This is a genomic window from Azospirillum doebereinerae (assembly GCF_003989665.1).
GTDB lineage: Bacteria > Pseudomonadota > Alphaproteobacteria > Azospirillales > Azospirillaceae > Azospirillum > Azospirillum doebereinerae.
This window is the reverse complement of the sequence record NZ_RZIJ01000001.1, coordinates 366,143-391,996: the sequence shown is the minus strand read 5'-3', so window position 1 is coordinate 391,996 and position 25,854 is coordinate 366,143. Positions and strand designations below refer to the sequence as shown.

The following is a 25,854-nucleotide window of genomic DNA, read 5'->3' as shown; positions in this document are numbered from 1 at the left end:
AGCGCGACATTCCGGAGTGGCAGGTTCATGAGGGTTGGCGGTGTCCTGGCGCTGCGCACCGGCGCGGTCATCGCGGCCACGGTCGCGCTGGCCGTCCTGCTGTCGGTGGTCCTGTCCGCGCTGAAGTTCGAGCAGAAACTGCGTGACGTCACCAGCTCCCGCCTGCTGGTCGTCGCCGACGAGATGCGGCGGCGGGTCGAGTACGGGCTGACGCTCGGTCTCGACCTGTCGGAGTTGGTGGATCTCCAGGCCCAGGTGGAGCGCGCCGCGTCCGGCGAGGAGATCCTCGGCGTCGAGGTGGTGGACGACCGCGACACGATCCTGTTCGCCGGCGACCGCGCCGCCATCGGCCAGCCCAACCCGGTGCGCTGGGAGGACGGGCTGGCGCTCTCCGGCGGCACCCGCCAGCAGATCGTCGGCGACGCCCTGATCCTCGGCGTCGGCGTCCGCAACAGCTTCGGCCAGACGGTGGGGGAGGTCGTGCTGCGCTCCTCGCTGGGCGGCTTGCGCGGGCGCATCGCCAAGGTCGAGAGCGACCTCGCCGCCGGAATCCTGCTTCTCGTCGCGGTCGCGGCCGTGGTCACCCTCGTCGCCGTCTTCCTGGTCGTCCGCCAGGGCGGCGGGCGGCGCGGGCTGGCGGCCGGCGCGGCGCCGCTGGGCGCGGTGCGCCAGCGTCTCGACCACGCCATCGGCGAGGCCGACCGGGCGATGGACTCTTTCGAACACGAACTGGAGTCCGTGGCTCCGCGCGGAGCGGTCCGATGAGCGGCGCCGAAAAGACGAAGAGCGTGCGTGACCCCATCGGCGCGCTGGTGCTGCGCCTGACCATCGTCACGGTCGCGGTGCTGCTGCTGGCCGCCGGGGCGGCCTCCTGGCTGTCGCTGCGCGGCTTCGATCCGCTGTTCCAGCCCGAGCTGGCCCGCAAGGCGCAGACCGTCGGCGGTCTGCTCGCCTCCCAGGTCAACCGGGGGCTGGAGGCGCGCATCCCGCTGAACAGGATGCCGGGCCTCGACGCCCTGTTCGCGGCCGAAGTGGGGCGGCACGCCGACATCGCCTACGTCGCGATCACCGATTCCTCGGGCCGCATCGTCGCGGCGTCCGGCAAGCCGCTGGAGGGCCTGTCCACGCTGGATCCAAGCCGTCTGGCCGGCGGCGCCGACGGCCGGCTGGCGCGCGGCTTCATCGACAACGACCAGATCCTGGGCGATCCGACCGGTCCGGCCGGTCGCCTGCACGTCGGCGTCGACAGCGCCTTCCTCGCCAAGGCGTCCACCGATCTGGCGCTCGACGTGCTGTCGGTCGTCATCGTCTCGGTGCTGCTGATCTTCGAGGTGCTGCAACTGGTCGTGAACCTCGCCATGCGGCGGGTGCTGACCCTGCGCCTGCTGGCCGACGGGGCGCAGGAGGGCGACTTCCGCGCCACCCAGCCGGCCACGGCCGGTCAGGACGGCGACGACAGCGGCGTCCGCAAGGCGCTGGACGCGGTGAACGCCCGCTACGCCGCGCTGGCCGCGCGGGTCGGGGAGCTGCGTCGCTCGCTCGAGCCCGGCGATCCGCGCATCGTCCGGGCCGAATCCGGGCTGGCGGATCTCGCCCGCCGCTTCCGCTTCCGCGACCCGGCCTCCACCGCCGCGCCGCCGCCGCCGCTCAACCTCGTCTTCCTACGGCTGCCGGTCTTCCTGTTCTGCCTGTCGGAGGAACTGTCGCGGCCCTTCCTGCCGGCCTACGCCAAGTCCTTCGCGACCGAGGTGCCGTGGTTGACGCCCGACCTCGTGGTCAGCCTGCCGATCACGATGTTCATGCTGATCTGGGCGCTGTCGCAGCCGGGCGGCGCGCGCTTCTCCGAACGCTGGGGCCGTTCGCGCTCCTTCCTGGCCGGGGCGCTGCTCGGGTCTTTCGGGCTCGCCATGACGGCCTTCTCGACCTCGCTGCTCGACCTGATGCTGTGGCGCTGCTTGACGGCGCTGGGCTACGGGCTGGTGCTGATCACCGCGCAGGGCATCGTCATCGACCACACCACGCCGCGCAACCGGGCCGGCGGCATGGCGATGTTCATCGGCGCGCTGCTGGCCGCCGGAGTCTGCGGGCCGGTCAGCGGCGGCATCATCGCCGACCAAGCGGGCTTCCGCGCCACCTTCCTGCTGGGCGCGGTGCTGGCGCTGGGCGCCGGGCTGTCGGTCAGCGTTCTGCTGCTGCGCGGCCGCGAGGCGGGCACCGGCGTGGCCCGCCCGCCGATGGGCAGCGTCGGTCCGCTGTTCCGCAACCTCCGCTTCTCGGCGCTGATGCTGCTCAGCGCCATCCCGACCAAGATCGCCTCCACCGCCTTCCTGTTCTGCCTGATCCCGCTGCTGCTGACCGCCGACGGCGCCAGCAAGTCCGAGGTCGGGCGGGTGCAGATGATGTATTTCGTCGCCTTCATCCTGGTGTCGCCGCTGGCCGCTAGCCTGTCCGACCGCTGGCAGGCCCGGCGCGGCTTCATCGCGCTGGGCGGCATCGGCACGCTGGCGAGCTGCCTGCCGATCCTGGCGACCCAGTCCTTGTGGGGACCGCCGCTGGCCATCGCGCTGTTCGGCCTGTCGCAGGCGCTGGTCGGCGCCCCGCAGCTGACCCTGGTCTCGCAGATCGCCCGCGAGGGTGGGTTGTCCGAGACCTCGGCCATCGGCTGGTACCGGCTGATCGAGCGGCTGGGCGGAGCGCTCGGCCCCGTCGCGGCGATGGCGGTGGCGGTCGTCACCTCCTACCGCGAGGCGATGCTGGGCATCGGCCTGCTGTGCGGGGCGAGCGCGCTTCTCTTCTGGATCCTGTTCCGCACCGGACGGCCCCCGGCCCCCGCCGCCCGCCCGCAGGAGGCTTGAGCGTCATGCATTCCGACGATTCCTTCCGTCTCGACCGCCGCCGCCTGCTGAAGCTGGCCGCCGCCGGTAGCCTCGCCCTGCCGGGGGCCTCGCTCGCCGGCGGCGCGCTCGCCGCGACGGTGCCCGACAAGACCTTCCGCATCACCATGGTGCTGGGCCGGGGCGAGAGCGACAACGAATTCGGCTTCAAGGATTATCTGGCCCGGCGCGGCATGAAGACGGAGTTCACCATCCGCAACACCGGCGGCGACATGTCCAAGCTCCCCGCCATCATGGAGGAGATCAAGGACACCAAGCCGGACCTGATCTACAGCTGGGGTACGCCGCAGACCCGCGCCCTGGTCGGCCCCTATGACGGCGCCGACCCACGCCAGCACATCACCGACATCCCGGTCGTCTTCACCTTCGTCGCCGCCCCGCTGGACGCCAGGATCGTGCCCGATCTGGCCAAGCCGGGGCGCAACGTGACGGGGACGATCCACATCGCGCCCATCGCGGTGCAGATCAACACCATCCTGGCCTACCGCCCGCTCAAGCGCATCGGCGTCGTCTACAACCCCAAGGAACGCAACTCGATCCTGACGCTCGAAGGCTTGCGCGCCGAATGCGGACCGCGCGGGCTGGAACTGATCGAGGAGGCGGTGCCGCTCGACGGCCGGGGCGAGCCGATCTCGGCGGCGGTGCCCGACGCGCTGGCCCGCGTCGCGGCGCGCGGGGCGGAGATCCTCTACATCGGCCCCGACACCTTCATCGCCTTCCACAACCGGACCGTCGTGGCGGCGGAGGCCCTGCGCCACCGCCTGCCGACCTTCTCGGTCACCGAGCTGATCGTGCGCACCGACAAGGCGATGCTGGCGCTGGCCAGCAGCGCCTACGGCATCGGCCGCTTCACCGCCTTCAAGGCGGCGCAAATCCTGTTGGACGGAGTCAGTCCCAGCGCGATCCCGGTCGAAACTTTGAAACGATTCTCGGTCATCATCAACATGCCGACGGTGCGCGCGCTGGAATACTACCCGCCCATCGGCCTTCTGAACTTCGCGGAGATCATCGAGACATGAGCGGCCGGAGCTGCGCCTCAACCCTCCTCGCGCCCGTTGTGATGCCGCGGGGCGACGCGGCGCGCGCCGTGGCCGGCGCCCGGCTCGCCGGGCTGGCCCGGGGGCTGCCGGATGGGCTGACCGTCCGCATGATGGATCTGGACGATTCCAAGCGGCTGGGCGATTTCCGCGTCCGCGTGGTGGCAACGTTGGAAGATCCCGACCATTACCGCATGGCGGGCGAGGTCGGGGACTTCGTGGCCGATCATCTCGGCGACAAGGGCGTCACCGCCGGTATCTTCCGCGACGGCCGGCTGGTCGCCTACGGCGCCCTGGGGCTGCCGGGACCGAAGGATCCCAACCGGGGCCGTGACCTCGATCTGCCGGAGGAGGAGCTGTCGCTGGTGGCGCACATGTCCTCCGCGATGGTCGATCCGGCGGAGCGCGGGCGCGGCCTGCACCACCGTCTGATCGACTGGCGGCTGGAGGTGGCGGAGGCGCTGGGCTGCCGGCATCTGGTGACCACCGTCAGCACGCGCAACCACCGCAGTTGGGGGCATCTCGCCGGGCATGGCGTCTACCCGAAGCGGATGCTGCGGGTCGGCGGCGATCTGGTGCGGCTGCTGGTCCACCGCGATTTCCAGAGCACCCCGGTCTTCGACACCGCCACCGCCGGGCTGGTCGCCATCGAGGCGCTGGCGGGCCGCTGGGACGTGTTCGAGCGCGGCCATGTCTGGGGCCGCGTCTCGCTGGGCGAGGGCAACGACCGGCGCTGGTACGCCCTGCACGGGCGGGCGCGCTGATGCAAAGCCCCTCTCCCCTTGCGGGAGAGGGGCTTGACAGAGGTTCAGGATTCGACGGGGAAGGGAACGGCCGGGATGGGATCGGGAAGCTTCGGGTCGCGCTTGGCGGCGCTTGTGGCGGTGGCGGTCTTCGTCGCCGCCCTGTCCGCCGTCGCGCTGTGGACGCGCGAGCAGGCCCGCCGGCTGGACGACGCCGTGACCTCCCAGGTCAACTTCGTGCTGAGCGAGACCAAGGCGGCGCTGGAGGTGCAGTTCAACCTCGGGCTGGCGCTGGCCGACCTGCCGCAGGTCGACGGGCTGCTGGCGCGCGCGCGGGCCGCGTTGCCGGCGATCCGCTCCGTCGCCGTGCTGGACGAAACCGGGACCGTCCTGTTCTCCACCAACGCGGTGGAGGTGGGGGAGGAGATCGGCGCGCCCGCGCCGTCGGACGGACCCGGCGGCAACCCCTTCTGGTCGCAGGAGCGCGAGGGGGAGAGGGTCTACGGCGTCGGCCTGACCACCAGCTTCGACACCGTCGCCGGCACCATCCTGCTGCGCCTGCCCGCCGGGGCGATGGCCGAGCCGATGCGCCATTACGCCCTGACCCTGTCGATCGGTGCGCTGCTGATCGCGGTGCCCATCGCCTTCTTCGGTTGGCTCGCCGGCCTGCGCCTCGCCCGCGGGCCGCGCCGCGCCCTGTCCGACCTCGCCGTCGTGCTGGAGGGGCTGGGCGACAACGCGGCGGCCAGACCGCTGCCGGAGCCGTCGCGCTCGCCGGGGGGCCTGTTGGGGGGCTCGCTGGGCCTGCCGGCCGGCGCCTTCGCCGAGGCGGTGCGCAAACGCCTCACCATTCTCGATGGGGCGGAGCGGGAAGTCGCCCGCCTGGATGAACTCGCATGACCGCCGCCGTCCTTCGTTCCCACCGCCGCTTCACGCTGGGTCTGCCGGCGGTGATCCTTCTGGCCGCGCTGCTGGCGATGGCCGGGGTCGGGTTGCTCGGCACCCTGCTGGCGCAGGAGCAGTTGGGCGAGGCGCGCGCCGCCAAGGCCGCCGCCGTCGCCGAGGCGGTGCAGCACGATCTGGAGCGCGCCATCGGCTACGGCATCCCACTGGAGCGCATCCAGGGGGTGGAGGCCTATCTCCAGGGCATCGCCGGGCGCAACCCGGACCTCGGATTCCTGGCCGTCACCGGCACCGGCGGGGCGCGGCTCTACGGCGCGCCGGTGGCCGACGCCGCGCGGCTCGACGCGCTCGCCGCCTCGCTGCGCGGCGAGGCCACCCCGGCGACCCGCGCCGCCACCCTGCAACCCATCGCCCGCGACGGCTTCCTCATCGTCCGGGTGCCGGTCCGCATCGGCCGGGGGGCCGCCGAGGGCGGCGGCGCCGAGACCGTGCGGCCCAATGCCGGCCATGTGCTGGTGGGCGTGCAGCCCCGGCAGGTGCGCGGCCAGATCCTCGGCGAGCTGGTGGCGGTGGCCTGCGGCGCGCTGGCGGTGCTGGTCCTGCTGGCCGAGGTGGCGGGGGCGCTGTCCCGCGCCAGCTTCCGCGCCCCGCTGGTCCGGCTGGCGCGGGTGATGGAGGAAGCCGCCGGCGGCCGCTTCACCACGCTGATCGGCCGGCGCCCGCGCGATCAGGTCGGGCGGGTGCTGTTCGCCTTCAACGCCGCCGTCTATGGGCTGCACGACCGTCGCCAGCGCTTCGCCGCCCACGCCGAGGAGGTGCGCAGCGCCGTCTTCGACCCCGAGGTGGCCGGCGCCGTGGAGCGCGCCCGCGCCGACGCCCTGGCGGCGCTCGGTTCGGGACTGGAGGTAGCGCCCCGCCGCGTGGTCGACGCCCGCAGCGACGACGCCCGTCCCTACGCCGCCCTGGCCGCCACCGCCGCCACCCTGGCGGCGACCGCCGGGCTGGTCGTGGCCGGGCCGCTGGGCGGCCCCATCACGACGGTGGCCGGGCTGCTGGCCGCCGCGCTGGTCGGCGGCTTTGCCGGCTTCGCGGTGCCGGCGTACTGGCGCCGCTGGGCGGCCCTGCTGGCGGTGGTCGGCGCCGCGCTGGCCGCCGGGCTGCTGCTGCGCGGCGGGCCTTGGCCGGGTTTGCTGCTGGGCGCGCTGTGCGGCGGCGTGTCCACCGGTCTCGCCGTCGCCTACGCCCGCCGTCAGGTGGGGGAGGGGACGCCGCTCATCGTTCGCGCCGCCGCCGCCGGTCTGTTGGCCGCCGGGCTGTGGGGGGAGGCGGTCGGCTGGGACGCCACGGCGCTCGCCGCCTCGGCCTTCCTTCCCGTCCTGCTGGCCGCGCTGATGGCCCGCTCCCTCGTCGTTCCGCGGACCTGAAAGGCCGAAAATGCTGCTTCAGACCCGCATCATCCTGCTCGTCCTCGCCACCGTCGCGGTGGTGGCCGGGCTGCTCCTGGGCTTCGCCGGCCTGCGCGAGGACGCCGCCGAGCAGCGCGCCCGCGACCTCGAACTGGCGCGCCTCGGCACCTCCTGGCAACTGGCCGTGGCGGAGGCGGCGGGCCGCATCGACCAGAGCCTGGGCCGGCTGGTCGGCGATCCCGAGATCGCGCGGGGGCTGGAGGCCGACGACCGCAACGCGCTCGACCGCCGCATGGCGGCGCTGCCGCCCAGCGGCGGCACCGGCAACGCCATCACCGACCTGAACCTGCTGTCCGACGGCGGTGACCTGCTCTACAGCTCCGACCCCGCGTTGAACCCGGCGCCGCTGCTGAACCGCGCCACGCTCGACACCATCCTGTCCGGCCAGCGTCTGGCGCGCGGCGTCCGCATGGTGGACGGGGAGCGGCTGATCGTGGTGGCCGGGGCGCCGATCTACGCGGGCGCCGGGGCCGGCGGGGCGACCAACGGCAGCGGTGCCGTCGGCGCGGCGGTGGCCGGCATGGACTTCTCGGCGGCGCTCGACGTGCTGCGCCGGACCACCGGAGCGCGGATCTTCGCGGTGGCGCGCAACGGCGCACCGCTCGACGGCACGACCGACCCGCTGTGGCCGGCGGTGCGCCCGCTGGTCCGTCCGGCGGACCGGGCGATGGAGACGTTCTCCAGCGCCGGGCGCCATTACGCGCTGGCCAGCCTGCCGGTCGCCGATCTGGCGGGCGGGCGCGTCGCCACCGTGCTGATCGCCACAGACGTCACCCAGGCGGTGGAGGAGCGCACCCTGTGGTCCATCGCCTACGTCGCGGCGGTCGGGCTGGTGCTGTTGACCGCGCTGGGGCTGCTCTACGGCTATCTGCGGCGCAACTTCGCCGTGCTCGACAGCGCGGTCGGGGCCTTGCAGGAGCTGGCGCGCGGCCGGGCCATGGGCTACGTCGAGCTTCCCGGCGGCAACGACGAGATCGGCCGCATCGCCGGGGCGGTGGACGTCTTCCGTGGCGTGATGCGCGAGATCGAGCGCACCGCCGGCCAGCGCGAACGCCGCCTGCGCCGCCAGCAGCGCTTCATCCGCCGCCAGATGGAGGCGCTGGCCGTGACGCTGGAGGAGGAGGCCCGCCAGAGCCTGCTCGACGAGTTGAGCCAGATCGAGGCGGAGACCCACGATTCGCAATCCTCCCAGTCCAAGGGCGTCGGTGACGAGCTGGGGCTGCTGGCTCTGGGCTTCTCGCGGCTGGCCACGCGGGTCAGCACCCAGCAGGTGCAGTTGACCCAGATGGTGCGCGACCTGCGCGACGCGCTGGCCGACAAGCGGCGGCTCATCAGCCTTCAGCAGGAGCTTGAGATCGCCCGCACCATGCAGCTGACCATCCTGCCCCAGGTCTTCCCCGATCTGGCGGAGCTGGACATCGCCGCGCGGATGATCCCGGCCAAGGAGGTCGGCGGCGACTTCTACGACTTCTTCCCGATCTCGGAGACCAAGGTCGCCTTCGTCATCGCCGACGTGTCGGGCAAGGGCATCCCGGCGGCCTTCTTCATGCTGATCACCCGCACCATGCTGCGCGCCATCGCCGAGTCCGGCGTCGGCCCGGCCGAAACCATGCGCCGGGTCAACAACCTGCTGGCCGCCGAGAACGAGCAGATGATGTTCGTGACGGTCTTCTACGGCGAGCTGGACCTGACGACGGGCGAGTTGGCCTTCTCCAACGGCGGCCACAACCCGCCGCTGCGCATGACGGGGACCGGCACGGTGGCCGAACTGCAACGGGTTCCCGGCATGGCGCTGGCCGCCATGCCCGACATGCCCTACGCCGAGAAGTCGCTGATCCTAGAGACCGGCGACATGGTGGTGCTGTTCACCGACGGCGTGACCGAGGCGTTCAACGACTCCGACGTCATGTACGGCGACGCCCGGCTGGTCCAGGCGGTGGGGCGCCTGACCGCGGCCACGGCCCGCGACGGGCTGGACGGCGTGCTGTCCGACGTCGCCCGCTTCACCGCCGGGGCGCCGCAATCCGACGACATCACCTGCCTGGTCCTGCGCTGGCGCGGCACCGCCGCCGCCCTGGCCGCGCCGGCGGAAGCCGAAGCGGCGGTCTGACGGCGCCTCCTTCGAAGGGGGTGGGCGGACGGGCGAGTGATGACCGACACAGACACCGGCCGCGTGCTTTCCGTATGCATGCGGCCACGTCCATTCCAGCCTCTGTATGGAGCACCGCAGATGGGACTGATCAGCTTTCTCAAGCAGGCCGCCGCCGGCCACACCGCCGGCCAGACCCAGGCGCGCTACGACCGCGCCAACGCCCGCGCCAACGACTACATGGAAGTGGCCCAATGGTTCGCCGAGGAGGGCGAGGGCAATCCGCCCCTCCTCCAGAACTATCAGCAGCTTGCCGCCCTGCCGTTCCGCCAGGGCCACGCCGCCAAGCTGGTCGGCTACCGCAACGACATCGAGCGCAAGCTTGGCCACGCCAAGCACATCGGCACCAAGCAGAACCCCTGGATCGCCGCCTACCAGCGCCCGTCCGACGGCACCGTCTACTGCGCCTATGTCCTGCTGCGCGACAACAACCAGCAATTCGCGCTGATGAAGCCCTACTGGTTCCTGTCCTCGGGCGAGACCGAGGCCAGCTACCGCCGTTCGGTGACCGGAGTCATCTGAAGCCGGGCCGCAGCGCCCGAACAACCAGCGCCCGAACGACCAGCACCCGTTCCGATGGAGAGCGACCGTTGCCGAACATCGCCGATCTCGTGTCCAACCCGGACAGCTTCCTCAAGAACAACCTGATCCTGGTCCAGTACCAAGCCTACCAGTCGGGCTACCGCATCGCCGGGGTCAAGGACTTCACCCTCAGCAACGACGGCTTCACCTGCGAGCGCAAGGGCACGGGCATGATCTCGCGCTTCAAGACCAAGCCGGTGGAGGTCTGGTCGCTGCGCAACCAGGGCGGGGCGGGAAGCTGGAGTGCCTACTGGTTGCCCTACGACCAGGATTTCAAGCATCTGGTCGTGCTCGACAAGGAGGCCGACGTGATGTTCACGCCGGCCATGGACGGCTGTTCCTTCGGGTTCAGCGACCATGGCGGGGGCACCTTCTCGGCCTCCCACGGCAACCTCCAGACCGCCGACGGCCGCATCGACGAGGCGGGCCTGCGGCAGGGCATGCGCATGCACGCCACCACCCTGCACAAGTCCCAGTACATGACCGCGCCGGGCGCCACCGACAACATCAAGGTGACGCTGGTCGGCGTCCGCAACGGCAAGAAGTGGCGCTTCTTCTACCAGCAATACCTCGACAACATGGGCAGTTTCTATCTGCTCAACGTGTCCGAGGTGAAGCGCTGATCCCGAGCGGTTGAGACCAAGTCCAAACGACTCCCAAGCCCTGACGCGTTTCCTGCGCCAAGGTTTTTGCTTTGAACCGTAAAACCCCTGGGCGGATTGCCGAGGGACTATGGCTGGCGAACATATCGCGCTTGGGATCGCCCTGTTGGAGCCGGTTGCTCCGTTTACGATTATTGGATTTCCCTGATGTCGCTGATGGGCCGCTTGGGAGTGATCCTGGAAACCAACCCGACGCCCATCCCCTACCTGCCGCCATCCGGCGCCGTGCGGTCGTGGAACTCGCTCATCCCGGTATCGGGGACATTGAGAGCGGGCTGGTGTGGGCGGGAGACCCCCGTCTCGGGCGCGCTGCCGACCGAAGGATGGACCTGCGGAGAAGCGTGGCCCTGAGCCAATTCGCCCCGTTGTTCCGCATACCCGGGCTGTCTTGGGTGAGCCTGCAAAAGGGGTTGGCATCCAGCTAGGCGGAGACCCCGCCGGCTGGGATGGAACTCCTCGACCCCATGGGCGGGGTTCAGGATTACGCCGATACCGCCGCGATCATAGCGGGGCTCGATCTGGTGATCGGGGGTGGACACCTCCGTCGTCCATCTGGCCGGTGCGTTGGGGAAGCCGGTGTGGGTGCTTTCCCGTTTCGACGGTTGCTGGCGCTGGCTTCTCGACCGCGAGGACAGCCCTTGGTACCCGACCCTGCGCCTCTTCCGCCAGGAGCGGCCGGGTGACTGGCGCGCCGTTGTCGAGCGCGTGGCGCATGAACTGTCATCCGTGGTGGAGGGGGATCGCCGCCGATTGCTGCCGGTGTGAGGAAGCTGACCGATGGGTTGCCTCACTCCGGTCGACCCCTCCCTCTTGGGTCGGGTGCCTCTTCAATCTGATCAGGTCGGGCGAACGCTGAGGCCCGGTGGGCCACCTTATATCCGCAGGAGAGGCACAGGCCGGAAGGCCGGTCGAGGACGGTGGTCCGCAACAAGCCCGTGCCACAAACGGAAAAACCGGCCCCCGAGGGAGCCGGTTTTTCTGTCGGGTCAATTGCTTGACCGGATTTGGTGGAGCCAAGGAGGATCGAACTCCTGACCTCTACAATGCCATTGTAGCGCTCTCCCAGCTGAGCTATGGCCCCGAAACCCTGGGTGCTGGTCGTTTCCGACCGGCGTTGGTGGAGCGGGATATTAGCCAGGAACCGAGGCGATGCAAGCGAAAAAATCGTTCCATCACCGCTTTTTTCCAACCACCCCGCCGCCACCGGGAAAAGCCGCGTCAGCGCTCTTCCTCGTCCTCGCCTTCGACGTCGACGACCTCGTCCATGTCGTCCTCGCCCAACTCCGAGGTGTCCTCGATCAGGACGTCGTCCTCGTCCTCGGCCGGGTCCTCAGCCTCCTCGATGTCGTCGACCGACACGCCGTCCTCGGCCTCGTCGAGCTCCGCGGTCTCGCTCTCCTCGGTCTCGACCTCCGCGTCCTCGTCCTCGGCGACCACGGCCTTCTTCGTGTCGTCGACCGGGGCGGGGCGGGCCTTGCGCGACTTCAGCAAGGCTTCGGGATCGAACTGCGCGTTGCAGCTCGGGCAGACCGGCGGGTCCTTGCGCATGTCGTAATAACGAGCGCCGCAGCTCGGGCAAATGCGCTTGACGCCCCATTCGGGTTTGGCCACGCCACGTCCTCCGTCACAGATTCCAGGGATTATTAAGTCGCGCCCTTTGCCATGGCAGCGAGCGCTTGTCAAAAAAAACATTGAGGCCCTCCTGCGAAGGGCGGAAACGCCCGGAAGCCGAAGCGAAACCGCCGCTCCAGGGAGGCCGCTTTCCCAAGCCTGCGCCAAGGGGTTATCCCGTTCCGACAGGAGTTGCCTTCACCGCTCATTAACCATAAGTCGCTAGAACGGGTCTTGCACACGGTGCAACTCCTCCATTTGGTTTCCTCCCAGACCTCGGGCCGCCTTCGGGCGGCCTTTTTCTTTTCCCTTGCGGTCCTTTCGTCCCGCCTGGGCGGCATCCCTCGCATCGCGCGCGGCCCTGTGGTAGGTACTCCGGCCGAACCCGTTTCATGTCCGAGGGCCTCATTCCATGTCGCAGGCAAAGCCGCTGCGCTCGTCGTCCACCGGTGCGCTCAAGGGCACCATCCGTGTGCCGGGCGACAAGTCGATCTCGCACCGGTCCCTGATGCTGGGCGCCGTCGCCGTGGGCGAAACCGTGATCCACGGCCTGCTGGAAGGCGAGGACGTGCTGCACACCGCCGCGGCCATGCGCCTGTTGGGCGCCCAGGCGGAGCGCGACGCCGACGGCGTCTGGCGCGTGCGCGGCGTCGGGCTTGGCGCGCTGGCGGAGCCGGCGCAGGTGCTGGACATGGGCAACAGCGGCACCGCCGCGCGGCTGCTGATGGGGCTGGTCGCGGCGCACCCGATCACCTGCGTCTTCACCGGCGACGCCTCCCTGAACAAGCGGCCGATGGCCCGCGTCACCACGCCGCTGGCGCAGATGGGCGCGCGCTTCGTCGGGCGGTCGGGCGGCCGGCTGCCGCTGACCGTGGTCGGCGGCGAATCGATGATCCCCATCACCTACCGCTTGCCGGTCGCCTCGGCCCAGGTGAAGTCGGCGATCATCCTCGCCGGGCTCAACACCCCCGGCGCCACCACGGTGATCGAGACCGAGCCGACCCGCGATCACACCGAACTGATGCTGCGCCACTTCGGCGCCACCGTGACCACCGAGCGGCTGGAGGACGGCGCGCTGGCCGTCACCGTCGTCGGCCAGCCGGAGCTGACCGGTCGCACCATCCACGTGCCCTCCGATCCCAGCTCCGCCGCCTTCCCGGCGGTGGCGGCCCTGCTGCGGCCGGGTTCGGAGGTGCTGCTGAACGACGTCGGCATGAACCCGCGCCGCACCGGCCTGTTCGACACGCTGGTCGAGATGGGTGGCGACATCGCCTTCGAGAACCGCCGCGACCAGGCCGGCGAGCCGGTGGCCGATTTGCGGATCCGCCACAGCCGCCTGAAGGGCGTCGTGGTGCCCGCCGACCGGGCGCCCAGCATGATCGACGAATACCCGGTGCTGGCCGCCGCCGCCGCCTGCGCCGAGGGCACCACGGTGATGCTCGGCCTCAAGGAACTGCGGGTGAAGGAGAGCGACCGTCTCGCCATGGTCGCCGAGGGGCTGACCCGCTGCGGCGTGTCGGTCGAGGTCGGGGCCGACGACAGCCTCATCGTTCATGGCACGGGGAGCGCGCCGAAGGGCGGGGCGACCGTCGCCACCGCGATGGACCACCGCATCGCCATGAGCTTCCTGGTGCTGGGCACGGCGTCGGCCGAGCCGGTCCAGGTCGACGACGGCGCCTTCATCGAGACCAGCTTCCCCGGTTTCGTCGCGCTGATGAACGGGTTGGGCGCCACCATCGACGAGGTTTGAGGCCATGACCCCCATCGTCGTCGCCATCGACGGCCCGGCCGCCAGCGGCAAGGGCACGCTGTCCCAGCGCATCGCCGACGCCTTCGGCTTCGCCCATCTCGACACCGGGGTGCTCTACCGCGCCGTCGGCGTCGCGGTGCTGCGCGAGGGCGGCGACCCGGCGGACAACGCGGCCGCCGCCAAGGCCGCCTACGCGCTCGACCCCGACCACCCGATCCTGCGCGAGGTCGCGCTGCGCACCGACGAGGCGGCGCAGGCGGCCAGCAAGGTCGCCGCCGTGCCGGAGGTACGGGCGGCGCTGCTCGACTTCCAGCGCCGCTTCACCCAGCACCCGCCGGGCGGCGCGCCGGGGGCCGTGCTGGACGGGCGCGACATCGGAACGGTGGTCTGCCCCGAGGCCGACGCGAAGCTGTTCGTTACCGCTTCCGTCGAGGTCCGCGCCGAACGCCGACTGAGGGAGTTGCGGAATCGGGGGATTCCCGCTATACCGTCCGACGTCCTGGAGGACATGAAGGCTCGTGATGCGCGTGACAGCCAGAGAGCGGTGGCCCCGCTCCGTCCGGCTGTCGACGCTTTTGTGCTTGATACCTCCGCTCTCGACGCCGACGAGGTGTTCGCACGGGCGGTCGCTCACATCGGCTCGAAGACCGGATTGCGGCCCACGGCGTAAGCGCCGGCAAGGGCCGCTTCGGAGCGGGCGGGTCTGAAACCCTCCACGGAAAACCATCAACCAAGTCGCCGGGCGTGGTGCCCGGCGCGGCGGTTCGGTCGAGGTCCCACCCGTATTGCCGCGGACGGGACCGGAACGGAATTGCTTTTGCGCCACCTTTAGGAGTTTCAATGGCACAAGCACTGGCTCGCACGGTCGAAAAGGAAAGCTTCGCGGCTCTGTTGGACGAGTCGTTGGGCGCGGCCGAGTCGCTCGAAGGCACGGTCGTCAAGGGACGCGTCGTCGCCGTCGAGAACGACATGGTCACCATCGACGTCGGCCTGAAGTCGGAAGGTCGCGTCGCGCTGAAGGAATTCGCCGTCGCCGGCCAGCCGCCCGAGCTGAAGGCGGGTGACACCGTCGAAGTCTACCTCGAGCGGATGGAAGACAAGAACGGCGAGGCGATGCTGAGCCGTGAGAAGGCGAAGCGGGAAGAAGCCTGGGCGCTGCTGGAGAAGTCCTTCACCGACCAGAGCCGCGTCACCGGCGTCATCTTCGGCCGCGTCAAGGGCGGCTTCACGGTCGACCTGTCGGGCGCCGTGGCCTTCCTGCCCGGTTCGCAGGTCGACATCCGTCCGGTTCGCGACATCTCGCCGCTGCTCGGCACGCCGCAGCCCTTCCAGATCCTGAAGATGGACCGCTCGCGCGGCAACATCGTCGTGTCGCGCCGCGCCGTGCTCGAAGAGAGCCGCGCCGAGGCCCGTTCGGAGCTGGTGGCCAACCTCAAGGAAGGCCAGATCCTCCAGGGCGTCGTCAAGAACATCACCGACTACGGCGCGTTCGTGGATCTGGGTGGCGTCGACGGCCTGCTGCACGTCACCGACATCGCGTGGCGCCGCATCAACCACCCGTCGGAAGCCCTGCAGATCGGCCAGACCGTCACGGTCCAGGTCATCCGCTTCAACCCGGAAACCCAGCGCATCAGCCTCGGCATGAAGCAGCTGGAAGCCGATCCGTGGGAAGGCGTCGAAGCCAAGTACCCGGTCAGCTCCCGGTTCAAGGGCCGCGTCACCAACATCACCGACTACGGCGCCTTCGTGGAGCTGGAGCCGGGGATCGAGGGCTTGGTCCACGTGTCGGAAATGTCCTGGACCAAGAAGAACGTCCATCCGGGCAAGATCGTGTCGACGTCTCAGGAAGTCGAGGTCATGGTCCTGGACGTCGATCCGCAGAAGCGCCGCATCAGCCTGGGACTCAAGCAGTGCCTGGACAACCCGTGGGAGACCTTCACCGACAAGTTCGGTCAGGGCACGGAGCTGGAAGGCGAGGTCAAGAACATCACCGAGTTCGGTCTGTTCGTCGGCCTGCCGGGCGACATCGACGGCATGGTCCACATGTCGGATCTCGACTGGAACAAGTCGGGTGAAGAGGCGATCGCCGAGTACAAGAAGGGCGACCGCGTCAAGGTCAAGGTTCTCGACGTCGACGTCGAGAAGGAGCGCATCAGCCTCGGCATCAAGCAGCTGGCCAGCGATCCCTTCGAGTCGGCCACGGCCGGCCTGAAGAAGAACGAGGTCGTGACCTGCACCGTGACGCAGGTGACGGACGGCGGCATCGAAGTCACCGTCGGCGAGGGCTACACCGGCTTCATCCGCAAGTCGGACCTGTCCCGCGAGCGTTCCGAGCAGCGCCCCGAGCGTTTCGCCGTCGGCGAAAAGGTCGATGCGAAGGTCACCCAGATCGACCGCGGCTCCCGCCGCATCTCGCTGTCCATCAAGGCCCGCGAGATGGAAGAGGAGAAGGCGGCGATGGCCGAGTACGGTTCGTCGGACTCGGGCGCCTCGCTGGGCGACATCCTGGGCGCCGCGCTGAAGCGCAAGCAGCAGCACGACGAGTGATCGGACGGCGCCTGTCCGTTCTCCGCCTTGCGCGGAGGGCGGCCGGGGGCCTTCGATGACCGGGTGAGAGTATAGGGCAGGGCCGCTTCCCACCGGGGAGCGGCCCTTTCCGTTTTCGGGCCGTTCCTCCAACGAGAGAGCGGTGGGGATGCGGCCCTTTGGCGCGCGGCACCGCTCATACGGAGCGCCGTCATCGGTTGAAAGAGTTGTCTGCTGCGCGTATTTTAATCCCGAACGTCGTGTTTTCGCGCAACCATCGGGATCGGCATGCCTCACAACGACGTCCGGCCGGACAACGCCGGTTCCACCCCGCCCAAGCCGCCGTTCAAGATCCTGATCGTCGACGGCGATCCCGCCCTGCTGGCGACGGTGCGCGAGGCGCTGGCCGGTGTGAGCGTCGACGGCGCGGCGGTCCAGCCGATGGGCGCGGCCACGGCGGCCGAGGCGCGCGAGGCGCTGTACGACCATCCGGGCATCGCCCTGGTCCTGCTGGAGGTGGCGCTGGAAACCTCGCGCGCCGGGCTGGACCTCGTGACCCACATCCGCGACGTCCTGGGCAACCAGCGCACCCGTCTGGTCCTCTGCCCCGCCGATCCCGGCGCGGTGAGCGAGGCGGAGGTGACCGCCGGTTCCGACATCGGCGACTGCCGCGCCAAGGCGGAGCTGACCGCCCGTGCCCTGCGCATTCTGGTGGTCGGGCAACTGCGCGTCTTCGCCAGCCTCCAGGCGCTGGCGGCGGGGCGCAAGGGCTTGGCCCGCATGCTGGTGGCGACCACCGGCCTGCTGGAGTTGCGCACGCCCGACACCCTGTTCCCCAACATCCTACCGCGCGTCGTCGGTCTGCTCGGCATCGGGCACCACGCCCTGCTGTGCATTCAGGGCGACACGCTGCCGCGCGACCGCAAGATCCGCGTGCGCGCCTCCACCGGCCGCTTCTCCGCCTGGAGGGACGTGGAGGTCGAGGCGCTGGGCGAGGCGCGGGTGGAGGCGGCGCTGGCGCGCCTGACCCCCGCCAGCGAGACCATCGTCGAGCCGGACTTCTGTGCGCTCCGCCTGCGCGCCAACGGCGGCATCACCGGCATGATCTACGTCGAGGGGCGCAACGACGGCACGGCGCGCGAGTGGCAGCTGCTGGAGCTGTTCCGCAACAAATGCTCCATCGCCTTCGAGAACGCCCTGCTGTTCGAGGAGCTGAACACCTCGCAGAAGGCGACGGTGCTCGCCATGGGGTCGCTCGCCGAATACAAGGACAACGCGGCGTCCGGTCATCTCCAGCGTGTCGAAAAGCTGGTCGGCGCCATCGCGCGCGAGCTGCTGCAACGCGGCCAGTTCGGCGACGAGTTGGACGCGGATTATGTCGAGAAGGTCGGTCTTGCGGCGCTGCTGCACGACGTGGGCATGCTCAGCGTGTCGGACGAGACGCTCGGCATGCCGGGCGAGCTTGCGACCGACGACATGCAGGCGATCCGCCGCCACACCGAGATCGGCCACCGCATCCTGTCGGAGGCGGCGTTGGCCCTGCGCGGGCGCTCGCTGCTGTCCATCGCGGCGGAGATCGCGCGCTATCATCACGAGCGCTACGACGGCACGGGCTATCTGGAGGGGCTGAAGGGCGACGCGATCCCCATCGGCGCCCGCATCATGGCGGTGGCCGACGTGTTCGACGCGCTGATCACCAGCCGGCAATACCGGGGCGCCGTTCCGGTGGAGCAGGCGCTGGGCTGGATCGTGGAGCGGTCGGGGCGCGATTTCGACCCGCGCGTGGTCGATGCCTTCGTCACCGTGGTGCGCCGGCTCCAGGCCGAGGATCCCGGCTGGTTCCCCAAATCCGGCGGTCAGCACGGCATGCTGGGAGGCCTGATCGGGCGCAAGCTGCGCGCCCTGTTCGGCGGGCGGGCCGAGGCGCTGTGATCCGGTCTGCATGGATATGCTTGCGGTTGCCCCCTTCCCAATGCCGCTTCGCGCCTTTCCCGCCGATTTCCACAGAAACCTTTATCCCCCCGCTTCAACCGCTCGGTCCGATCTGTTAGGACAGGCGGCTTCGGGGCGCTCGCATTCACGCGGGTCTGCTCCGGTCATCGGCGCCCGTATTGCCGCGGGCCGCTTCCGGAGGAACTGGGATCATGATCTGGCTCGCCGCCTACATTGGCAGCATCCTTGCCATCAACTACGCCTTCAGCCTGTTCCCGCATCTGGACCTCGTCTGGTCCTGCTGGGTCGGGCTGGTCTTCGTCCTGCGCGACATGGTGCAGGTCCGCTTCGGCCATTGGGCGCTGGCCGCCATGCTGGGCGGAACGGTGCTGTCCTACCTGCTGGCCGACCCCTTCGTCGCCACCGCGAGCGTCGCGGCCTTCGCCGTGTCGGAACTGATCGACTGGGCGGTCTTCACCGTCACCAAGCGTCCCCTGCGCGACCGCCTGTGGCTGAGCGCCAGCCTGTCCGTGCCGGTGGACACGGCGCTGTTCTTCGGCATGCTCGACATCTGGGAGCCGGGCGTCTGGGCCGCGAGCCTCGCCTCGAAGCTGTTGGGCGTGTCGGCGGTCTGGCTGCTGATGCGCGCCCGCGACGGCCGGACGCCCGTGGTGGCGTGAACGCCTTCGGGCAAATGCGTTGACGGTGTTTGGCTTCCTCCTCCCCGCGAAACCGTCGCGGGGAGGAAGGAAAGCGACGATGCCGGCGTCAAGCCATGGCATCACGCGCCGTGAGGCGCGGATCCCGCGGGAAAAGCGCGGGACCGGAAACGAAACTCAGTGCGCGGCGTCCAGGCGGTCGTAATGACGGCCGATGGCCGAGAAGATGTAGGCCACGCAGCCCAGGAACACCAGCAGCCCGCCCACGGCGAAGGCGCTGTCGGCCGCGCGCGACGAGGCGAGAAGGCCGACGAAGGCCATGATGCCGGCGAGGACGGGCGACACCCAGCTAGCGATTGCTTTCACGTCACGGATTCCTTTCGAAAACGAGGCTGCGCGAAGCGCTCGGGGCTATTCCGAATGGGATAGGACTAACGCTTCCGGTTTGCCGGGACTTTGCGGCAGTGCAGCGCAGAAATCAATGCGACACAAACGACCTTTGCGTTGCAGAAGACGCATCGCTGGCAGCACCTGCTGGCAGGTCGAGGGCGAAGACACTGCCCCGGGCGGTGCTTTCCACCAGCCGCAGATCGCCGCCATGGGCGCGCAGAACCTCGCGTGCGATCGTCAGCCCCAGTCCGACGCCCCCCGCCCGTGCCGACCCGGCGAAGGGCTCGAACAAATGGTCGCGTGCCCGTGGCGGCAGGCCCGGTCCGTTGTCGGTCACGGTCACGGTCAGGATCGCGCCATCCGGCCCGCTCCGGCGCTCTGCGGCGACCGCGACCCGGTCGGCCCCGGCCTGGATGGCGTTGCGGCCGAGGTTGACCAGCGCCCGTGTCAACTGCGCGGCGTCGGCGGCGATGACGATCCCTTCCGGGATGCCGTTGCTCCAGCAGGCCTCGACCCGCGCGCCGTCGGGGCGCACGGTATCGAGTGCCTGCGCGCCGCTGTCCTCGACCAGCGCCCGCAAATCGACGGAGGTCCGGCGCAGGGGCAGGGCGCCGTCGCGCGTGAAGGACAGGGTCTGCCCGCACAGTTCGACCGCCCGGTCCAGCGAGGCCATCAGGCGCGGCGTCACCCGCCGCACCTCCGGGTCGGCGCTCTCGGTCAACCGCTCGGACAGCAGGGAGGCGGTGGACAGGATGCCGCGCAGGTCGTGGTTGATCTTAGCGACGGCGGTGCCCAGCGCCGCCAACCGTTCGCGCTGGCGGAGCGCGGCGCGCACGGTGTCCTGCATCGCCGCCAGCTCGCGCCCGGCGACGCCGATCTCGTCGCCGCGCGTCTCCGGCACCATCGGCGGGGCGCCGTCGGGGTCGCGGCGGAAGGCGACCACCCCGGCCGTCAGCCGCCGCATCGGGCGCACCAGCAGGGCGTGCAGGGTCACGAAGACCAGCCCCGCCGCGATCAGCGAGATTGCCACCGACACCGCCAGGATGCTGCGCGAGAAATCCAGCATCGCGTCGATCATCGGCCGCTCGTCCATCGTCACCTCGACCCGCTGGGCCCGGTCCTTGGGCGAGCGGTCGATGACGCGGATCACCCGGTCGCGCGGTTGGGTCAGCGCGCGGAAGGCGTCGGCGATCAGGGCCCAATTTCCGGCGGCGCGCAGGTCGAAGACCTCGTCCACCTCGGGCGGCATCGGGCGGGACAGCATGTAGACCCGTGCGTCGGGCTGGATCAGGTCGATGACGTGGGTCCCGGCATAGGCCAGCAGCTTGGCCTGAAGCTGCTTGGTCACCATGAAGTCGGGCGCGGCCTCGACCGACAGCGCGGCGATGTGGGCGGCGGCCAACCGCTCCTCCAGGTAGCTCATGCGGAAGCGCGCGATGGAGGGCGTGTAGATCAGCACCTCGGCCAGCAGCACGAACAGGATCGTGAGCACCAGAAGCTTGGCCGACAGGCTGGTCGCGATGGAGGGCAGGCGCATGGGGCGGAGGACGGCTCGGCGGCTCTGTGGCGAACCGCCGCATCCTACGCTTGGGCGCCCGCCGCGTCATCAGCCGGTGCTGGCGTCCGCTCCTGCGGATTGGTATGACAAGGGCCATGAGCGACCTTGTCCGTCACATCGACACCCTGTCCCGCGCCAACGTGCTGTGCCTTGGCGACGTGATGCTCGACCGTTTCGTCTATGGTTCGGTGGATCGGGTGTCGCCCGAAGCGCCGATCCCCGTGCTGCGCATCGAGCGCGAACTGCCCAAGCTCGGTGGCGCCGGCAACGTGGCGGCCAACCTCGTGGCGCTGGACGCGGCCTGCCGCTTCGTGTCGGTGGTCGGCGGGGACCCGGTCGGGATCGACCTGCTGGCGCTGCTCAAGCGCGAGGGCGTCAGCGATGGCGAGTCCATCGTCGTCGAGGCCGGGCGCCAGACCACGGTGAAGACCCGCTTCATCGCCGGCCAGCAGCAGCTTCTGCGCACCGACGCCGAGACGGTCGTCCCCATCACCGCCGCCGACCGCGTGCTGGAGCAGGTGCGGCGCGCGCTGCCCGAGGTTGGCGGGGTCATCCTGTCCGATTACGGCAAGGGCGTGCTGACCGACGCGTTGGTCGTCCAGGTCATCGCCGCCGCGAACGAGGCCGGCAAGCCGGTCGTCGTCGATCCCAAGGGGCGCGACTACCGCCGCTACCGTGGCGCCGGCATCGTCACGCCCAACCGCAAGGAGCTGACCGAGGCCACCGGCCTGCCGGTCCGCACCGACGCGGAGGTCGTGGCCGCCTGCCGCCACCTGATCGAGACCTGCGGCATCGGCGCCGTCGTCGCCACCCGCAGCGAGCAGGGGCTGTCGGTCGTCACCCGCGACGACGCGACCCATCTGCCGGCCGAGGCGCGCGAGGTGTTCGACGTGTCGGGCGCCGGCGACACGGTGGTGGCGACGCTGACCGCCGCCTTGTCGGTGGGTGTGGAGCTGACCGACGCGGCGCGGCTCGCCAACCTCGCGGCCGGGATCGTGGTGGGGAAGGTCGGCACCGCCGTCGTCCGCACGTCCGAAATGCTGTCGGCCCTGCACGAGCAGGAATGGCGCCACGGCGAGGAGAAGGTCGCGACCCGCGACGAGGCGGCGGAGCGGGCGGAGCGGTGGCGGCTGCGCGGCAAGCGGGTGGGGTTCACCAACGGCTGCTTCGACCTGCTGCATCCCGGCCACATCTCGCTGCTGAAACAGGCGCGCGCGGCCTGCGACGTGCTGGTGGTGGGCTTGAACAGCGATGATTCGGTGAAGCGCCTGAAGGGCGAAAGCCGGCCGGTGCAGAACGAGACGGCGCGTGCCACGGTGCTGGCGTCGTTGGGCTGTGTCGATCTGGTGGTGATCTTCGGCGAGGACACGCCGGAAACGCTGATCCGCGCGCTCCGTCCCGATACGCTGGTCAAGGGCGCCGACTACACCGTCGCGACGGTGGTGGGGGCGGATTTCGTGATGAGCTACGGCGGCAAGGTGGTGTTGGCCGAGCTGATCCAGGGACAGAGCACGACCAACACCATCAAGCGCCTGAAGGGCTGAGACGCCCGTAGGCGGGCGCCGTCTCATCGCGCCGCATCAGCCTGGCGGTCCGCTCGATCTGCGGAACCAGCGCGGCCTGCCGTTTCCCGACTCGGCGCGGAGCGGCACCGCGCGCTGGTAGACGATCGGTCGGCGCGGCTCGTTCGCGATCGAGAATTGCCGCGCCTCAGGGGGCGGCGTGCGGCGGAGCGCCCGCGGGAGTTGAGCAAAACTCCAAAACCGCCGCCTTGCTGCTTGCCGTCTCACTTCTTGCCCCGCAAGCGAATGGGGTAGGGGGCGCCGGTCGCCAAACGGATTTCCGCAAGATCGGGCCTGCATGGGGTGTCGGCGGATTGTCCGGCCGTTTCCGGTCAGCGCCTGCGCCGTCCCCCTCGGCGGTCGTCGTCGTCGAACAACTCGGCCAGCTTGTTCATCATCGTGCCGCCGAGTTGCTCGGCGTCCACGATGGTGACGGCGCGGCGGTAGTAGCGGGTCACGTCGTGGCCGATGCCGATCGCCACCAGTTCCACCGGGGAGCGGGTCTCGATGTGCTCGATCACCTGCCGCAGATGGCGTTCCAAGTAGTTGCCGGCGTTGACCGACAGCGTCGAATCGTCCACCGGCGCGCCGTCGGAGATCACCATCAGGATGCGGCGCTGCTCCGGTCGGCCGAGCAGCCGGGTGTAGGCCCATTGCAGGGCCTCGCCGTCGATGTTCTCCTTGAGGATGCCCTCGCGCAGCATCAGGCCCAGATTCTTGCGGGCGCGGCGCCACGGCATGTCCGCCGCCTTGTAGACGATGTGGCGCAGGTCGTTCAGGCGGCCGGGGTTGGCCGGCTTGCCCGACGCCACCCAATGCTCGCGCGCTTGCCCGCCCTTCCAGGCGCGGGTGGTGAAGCCCAGAACCTCCACCTTCACCGCGCAGCGTTCCAGCGTGCGGGCGAGGATGTCGGCGCTGATCGCCGCGATGGAGATCGGCCGCCCGCGCATCGAGCCGGAGTTGTCGATCAGCAGCGACACCACCGTGTCGCGGAAATCGGTCTCCTTCTCCGCCTTGAAGGACAGCGGCAGGACCGGGTTCGCCACGACGCGGGCCAGACGGGCGGCGTCGAGGATGCCCTCCTCCAGGTCGAAGCTCCAGGAGCGCTGCTGCTTGGCCATCAGCCGGCGCTGCAGCCGGTTGGCGAGCTTCGAGATCACTCCCTGGAGGTGCTGAAGCTGCTGGTCCAGCAGGTGGCGCAGCCGTTCCAGCTCGGCGGGATCGCAGAGGTCGGCGGCGTCGACCACCTCGTCGAACTGGGTGGTGAAGGCCTTGTAGGCGTTGGGATCGGCCTCGTTGCGGCGGTTGACGTCGTTGCGCCAGGGTTGGCCGGGGCCGGCGGGTTCCTCCGCCCCCTCGCCCTCGCCCATCTCCATGTCGCCTTCCTCGCCGGCGCCCTCCTCGGCGCCCTCGCCCATCTCGGAGCTGTCCTGCATCTCCGAGGAGGCCATCGATTCCGACTCGCTGTCGTCCTCGTCCTGACCGCGGGTCTGGCCGTGCTCGGGCGATTCGGAGCTTTCGGCGGAATCCTTGGACTCCTGCTCCTCTTCCTCCTGCTCGGCCTCCTGGCCGACCTCCATGTCGAGGTCGGTCAGCAGCCGGCGCACGGCGCGGGCGTAGGAATCCTGGTCGGGGACGTGCTGGGCGAGGCCGCGCAGATCCTTGCCCAGCTTCTCCTCGATCCACGGGCGCCAGAGGTCGACGGCGTGGGCGGCGGCGGGCGGCGGCGGGGCGCCGGTCATCGCCTCGCGCGCGATCATGCGCAGCGCCTCGGCGAGCGGGACCTGCCCGCGGTCCTCGAAGCGGTCGAAGCCCTGGCGGGTGTATTTGTCGTCGAGCGCCGCTTCCAGATTGCGGGCGACGCCGGTCATGTGCTGGGCGCCCAGCGCCTCGCAGCGGGCCTGCTCCATGGCGTCGAAGGCGAGGCGGGCGGCGTCGCCCAGCGGCAGGCGGTGGGCGTGGACCAGCGGGTCGTGGTGGCGCAGCCGCAGCGACACGGCGTCGGCCGCCCCGCGCAGTTTGGCCACGTCGGCCGGGTTGAGGTCGCGCGCCGGAAGCGGCACCCGCACCCGCTGGCCGGCGAGGCCCGGCGGGTCGGAGGAGAAGCCCACCTGCACCTCCGCCCGGTGGGACATGGCGCGCACCGTGGCGGCGGTGGACCGCTTGAAGGCCTCGACGGGGTTGTCGTTCTGCTGGGTCATCGCGGGGGTCTTCAGGGTTGGAGCTTTGCGGTGGTCAAACGGTGGCGGGCAAGGCTCACCTCAGTCCGCGAAATCCGTGTTGATCCTTGCGCGCGATGCCACGACTTCCCAACACAAGGGAAAGCCGCGGCGATTGCGTCAGGACAACCCGGATCAGACGAAGTTCGCCTGGACCCCCGTCTCCGGCAGCTCGACGCCGAAGCAGCGCTGGTAGTATTCGGCGACCGTCGGGCGTTCCACCTCGTCGCACTTGTTGAGGAAGGTGATGCGGAAGGCGAAGGCCACGTCGTTGAAGATGCGCGCGTTCTCGGCCCAGGTGATGACCGTGCGCGGGCTCATCACGGTGGAGATGTCGCCGTTGATGAAGCCGGCCCGCGTGAGGTCGGCCAGACGCACCATCGCAGCCACCAGCTCGCGGCCCTTGACGTCGCCGTAATCCTTCACCTTGGCGGCGACGATCCCGACCTCGGCCTCGACCGGCAGGTAGTTCAGCGTCGCGACGATGTTCCAGCGGTCCATCTGGCCCTGGTTGATCTGCTGCGTGCCGTGGTAGAGGCCGGTCGTGTCGCCCAGACCCACCGTGTTGGCGGTGGAGAACAGACGGAAGGCCGGGTGCGGGCGGATGACGCGGTTCTGGTCGAGCAGCGTCAGCTTGCCCTCGACCTCAAGCACGCGCTGGATCACGAACATCACGTCGGGACGGCCGGCGTCGTACTCGTCGAACACCAGGGCGCAGGCGTGCTGCAGGGCCCAGGGCAGGATGCCCTCGCGGTATTCGGTGACCTGCACGCCGTCGCGCAGGACGATGGCGTCCTTGCCCATCAGGTCGATGCGGCTGATGTGGCTGTCCAGGTTGACGCGGATGCAGGGCCAGTTCAGGCGGGCGGCGACCTGCTCGATGTGCGTCGATTTGCCGGTGCCGTGATAGCCCTGGACCATGACGCGACGGTTGAACGCGAAGCCGGCGAGGATCGCCAGCGTCGTGTCGCGGTCGAAGCGGTACGCCTCGTCGACGTCGGGCACATGCTCGGTGCGCTGGCTGAAGGCCGGCACCTGCATGTTGCTGTCGATTCCGAAGACGTCGCGCACCGAGACGGTCGTGTCGGGCTTGTGGTCGAACAGGGCCGAACTGGCCTGCGTGGCTCCTTGGGAAGGCATGGGTTGGCTTCTTACGTTCCAGCGAGTGTCGGTTGTCCGGCGGCCACGGGGAAACCCCGGCCCGCCATCGG

The 25,854-nt window shown here is 70.0% G+C and carries 21 protein-coding genes and 1 tRNA gene; 16 read left to right on the top strand and 6 right to left on the bottom strand.

What is annotated here, in order from left to right; translation table 11 throughout:
• The first annotated feature begins 27 nt into the window (after positions 1 to 27).
• From EJ913_RS01730 to EJ913_RS31470, 10 genes are all read left to right on the top strand, one after another.
• The gene (locus EJ913_RS01730) at positions 28 to 765 is read left to right on the top strand and encodes a hypothetical protein (protein WP_126994226.1); all 738 of its coding nucleotides are present in this window, start codon (positions 28 to 30) and stop codon (positions 763 to 765) included.
• Positions 762 to 2,855 (top strand): MFS transporter, encoded by a 2,094-nt coding sequence (locus EJ913_RS01725; protein WP_126994224.1) that lies wholly within the window; start codon positions 762 to 764, stop codon positions 2,853 to 2,855. Before EJ913_RS01730 ends, EJ913_RS01725 begins: the two co-directional genes overlap by 4 nt.
• Positions 2,856 to 2,860: 5 nt before the next feature.
• Complete coding sequence (locus EJ913_RS01720) at positions 2,861 to 3,913, top strand: ABC transporter substrate-binding protein (RefSeq protein ID WP_126994222.1); 1,053 nt, start codon at positions 2,861 to 2,863, stop codon at positions 3,911 to 3,913.
• A 41-nt stretch (positions 3,914 to 3,954) separates the two neighbouring features.
• A complete protein-coding gene (locus tag EJ913_RS01715; RefSeq protein WP_126994220.1) occupies positions 3,955 to 4,695 on the top strand; it encodes a GNAT family N-acetyltransferase in 741 nt (246 codons plus the stop codon).
• A 75-nt stretch (positions 4,696 to 4,770) separates the two neighbouring features.
• A complete protein-coding gene (locus EJ913_RS01710; protein ID WP_126994218.1) occupies positions 4,771 to 5,574 on the top strand; it encodes a hypothetical protein in 804 nt (267 codons plus the stop codon).
• Positions 5,571 to 7,001: a hypothetical protein gene (locus EJ913_RS01705; RefSeq protein ID WP_126994216.1), complete on the top strand. Its 1,431-nt coding sequence runs from the start codon at positions 5,571 to 5,573 to the stop codon at positions 6,999 to 7,001. Before EJ913_RS01710 ends, EJ913_RS01705 begins: the two co-directional genes overlap by 4 nt.
• Positions 7,002 to 7,011: 10 nt before the next feature.
• Positions 7,012 to 9,153: a PP2C family protein-serine/threonine phosphatase gene (locus EJ913_RS01700; protein WP_126994214.1), complete on the top strand. Its 2,142-nt coding sequence runs from the start codon at positions 7,012 to 7,014 to the stop codon at positions 9,151 to 9,153.
• A gap of 120 nt (positions 9,154 to 9,273) precedes the next feature.
• A complete protein-coding gene (locus tag EJ913_RS01695) occupies positions 9,274 to 9,714 on the top strand; it encodes a hypothetical protein (protein WP_126994212.1) in 441 nt (146 codons plus the stop codon).
• 68 nt (positions 9,715 to 9,782) lie between these two features.
• Positions 9,783 to 10,397 carry a hypothetical protein gene (locus tag EJ913_RS01690; RefSeq protein WP_126994210.1) on the top strand — a complete coding sequence of 205 codons (615 nt, stop codon included), beginning with the start codon at positions 9,783 to 9,785 and terminating at the stop codon, positions 10,395 to 10,397.
• A gap of 570 nt (positions 10,398 to 10,967) precedes the next feature.
• Positions 10,968 to 11,201, top strand: a complete 234-nt coding sequence (locus EJ913_RS31470; protein ID WP_185909646.1) for a glycosyltransferase family protein — start codon at positions 10,968 to 10,970, stop codon at positions 11,199 to 11,201.
• A 240-nt stretch (positions 11,202 to 11,441) separates the two neighbouring features.
• Here the strand turns inward: EJ913_RS31470 and EJ913_RS01680 are convergent.
• Both EJ913_RS01680 and EJ913_RS01675 read right to left on the bottom strand, forming a co-directional pair.
• Positions 11,442 to 11,517, bottom strand: a tRNA-Ala gene (locus EJ913_RS01680).
• 137 nt (positions 11,518 to 11,654) lie between these two features.
• Positions 11,655 to 12,047: a TIGR02300 family protein gene (locus EJ913_RS01675; protein ID WP_126994206.1), complete on the bottom strand. Its 393-nt coding sequence runs from the start codon at positions 12,045 to 12,047 to the stop codon at positions 11,655 to 11,657.
• A 412-nt stretch (positions 12,048 to 12,459) separates the two neighbouring features.
• On the opposite strand from EJ913_RS01675, the gene aroA reads away from it, so the two are divergent.
• The 5 genes from aroA to EJ913_RS01650 all read left to right on the top strand — a co-directional run bounded on the left by aroA (position 12,460) and on the right by EJ913_RS01650 (position 18,935).
• On the top strand, positions 12,460 to 13,797 hold the full coding sequence (gene aroA / locus EJ913_RS01670; RefSeq protein WP_126994204.1) for a 3-phosphoshikimate 1-carboxyvinyltransferase: 1,338 nt from the start codon (positions 12,460 to 12,462) through the stop codon (positions 13,795 to 13,797).
• 13 nt (positions 13,798 to 13,810) lie between these two features.
• Complete coding sequence (gene cmk / locus EJ913_RS01665; RefSeq protein WP_185909670.1) at positions 13,811 to 14,467, top strand: (d)CMP kinase; 657 nt, start codon at positions 13,811 to 13,813, stop codon at positions 14,465 to 14,467.
• Between the two features lie 170 nt (positions 14,468 to 14,637).
• A complete protein-coding gene (gene rpsA / locus EJ913_RS01660) occupies positions 14,638 to 16,344 on the top strand; it encodes a 30S ribosomal protein S1 (protein ID WP_126994200.1) in 1,707 nt (568 codons plus the stop codon).
• Positions 16,345 to 16,611: 267 nt separating this feature from the next.
• Positions 16,612 to 18,255 carry an HD-GYP domain-containing protein gene (locus EJ913_RS01655; protein WP_126994198.1) on the top strand — a complete coding sequence of 548 codons (1,644 nt, stop codon included), beginning with the start codon at positions 16,612 to 16,614 and terminating at the stop codon, positions 18,253 to 18,255.
• Positions 18,256 to 18,467: 212 nt separating this feature from the next.
• The gene (locus tag EJ913_RS01650; protein ID WP_126994196.1) at positions 18,468 to 18,935 is read left to right on the top strand and encodes a preQ0 transporter; all 468 of its coding nucleotides are present in this window, start codon (positions 18,468 to 18,470) and stop codon (positions 18,933 to 18,935) included.
• Positions 18,936 to 19,091: 156 nt separating this feature from the next.
• On the opposite strand, the gene EJ913_RS01645 is transcribed toward EJ913_RS01650, so the two are convergent.
• Positions 19,092 to 19,280 (bottom strand): hypothetical protein, encoded by a 189-nt coding sequence (locus EJ913_RS01645; protein WP_126994194.1) that lies wholly within the window; start codon positions 19,278 to 19,280, stop codon positions 19,092 to 19,094.
• A 112-nt stretch (positions 19,281 to 19,392) separates the two neighbouring features.
• Complete coding sequence (locus EJ913_RS01640) at positions 19,393 to 20,841, bottom strand: sensor histidine kinase (RefSeq protein ID WP_126994192.1); 1,449 nt, start codon at positions 20,839 to 20,841, stop codon at positions 19,393 to 19,395.
• Between the two features lie 116 nt (positions 20,842 to 20,957).
• Here EJ913_RS01640 and rfaE1 point away from each other — a divergent pair, with 116 nt between their 5' ends.
• Positions 20,958 to 22,406 (top strand): D-glycero-beta-D-manno-heptose-7-phosphate kinase, encoded by a 1,449-nt coding sequence (rfaE1, locus tag EJ913_RS01635; protein ID WP_126994190.1) that lies wholly within the window; start codon positions 20,958 to 20,960, stop codon positions 22,404 to 22,406.
• 350 nt (positions 22,407 to 22,756) lie between these two features.
• On the opposite strand, the gene cobT is transcribed toward rfaE1, so the two are convergent.
• Positions 22,757 to 24,625 carry a cobaltochelatase subunit CobT gene (cobT, locus tag EJ913_RS01630; protein WP_126994188.1) on the bottom strand — a complete coding sequence of 623 codons (1,869 nt, stop codon included), beginning with the start codon at positions 24,623 to 24,625 and terminating at the stop codon, positions 22,757 to 22,759.
• A 153-nt stretch (positions 24,626 to 24,778) separates the two neighbouring features.
• Entirely contained in the window at positions 24,779 to 25,783 is a 1,005-nt protein-coding gene (gene cobS, locus EJ913_RS01625; RefSeq protein ID WP_126994186.1) for a cobaltochelatase subunit CobS, read from the bottom strand.
• Between the last annotated feature and the right edge of the window lie 71 nt (positions 25,784 to 25,854).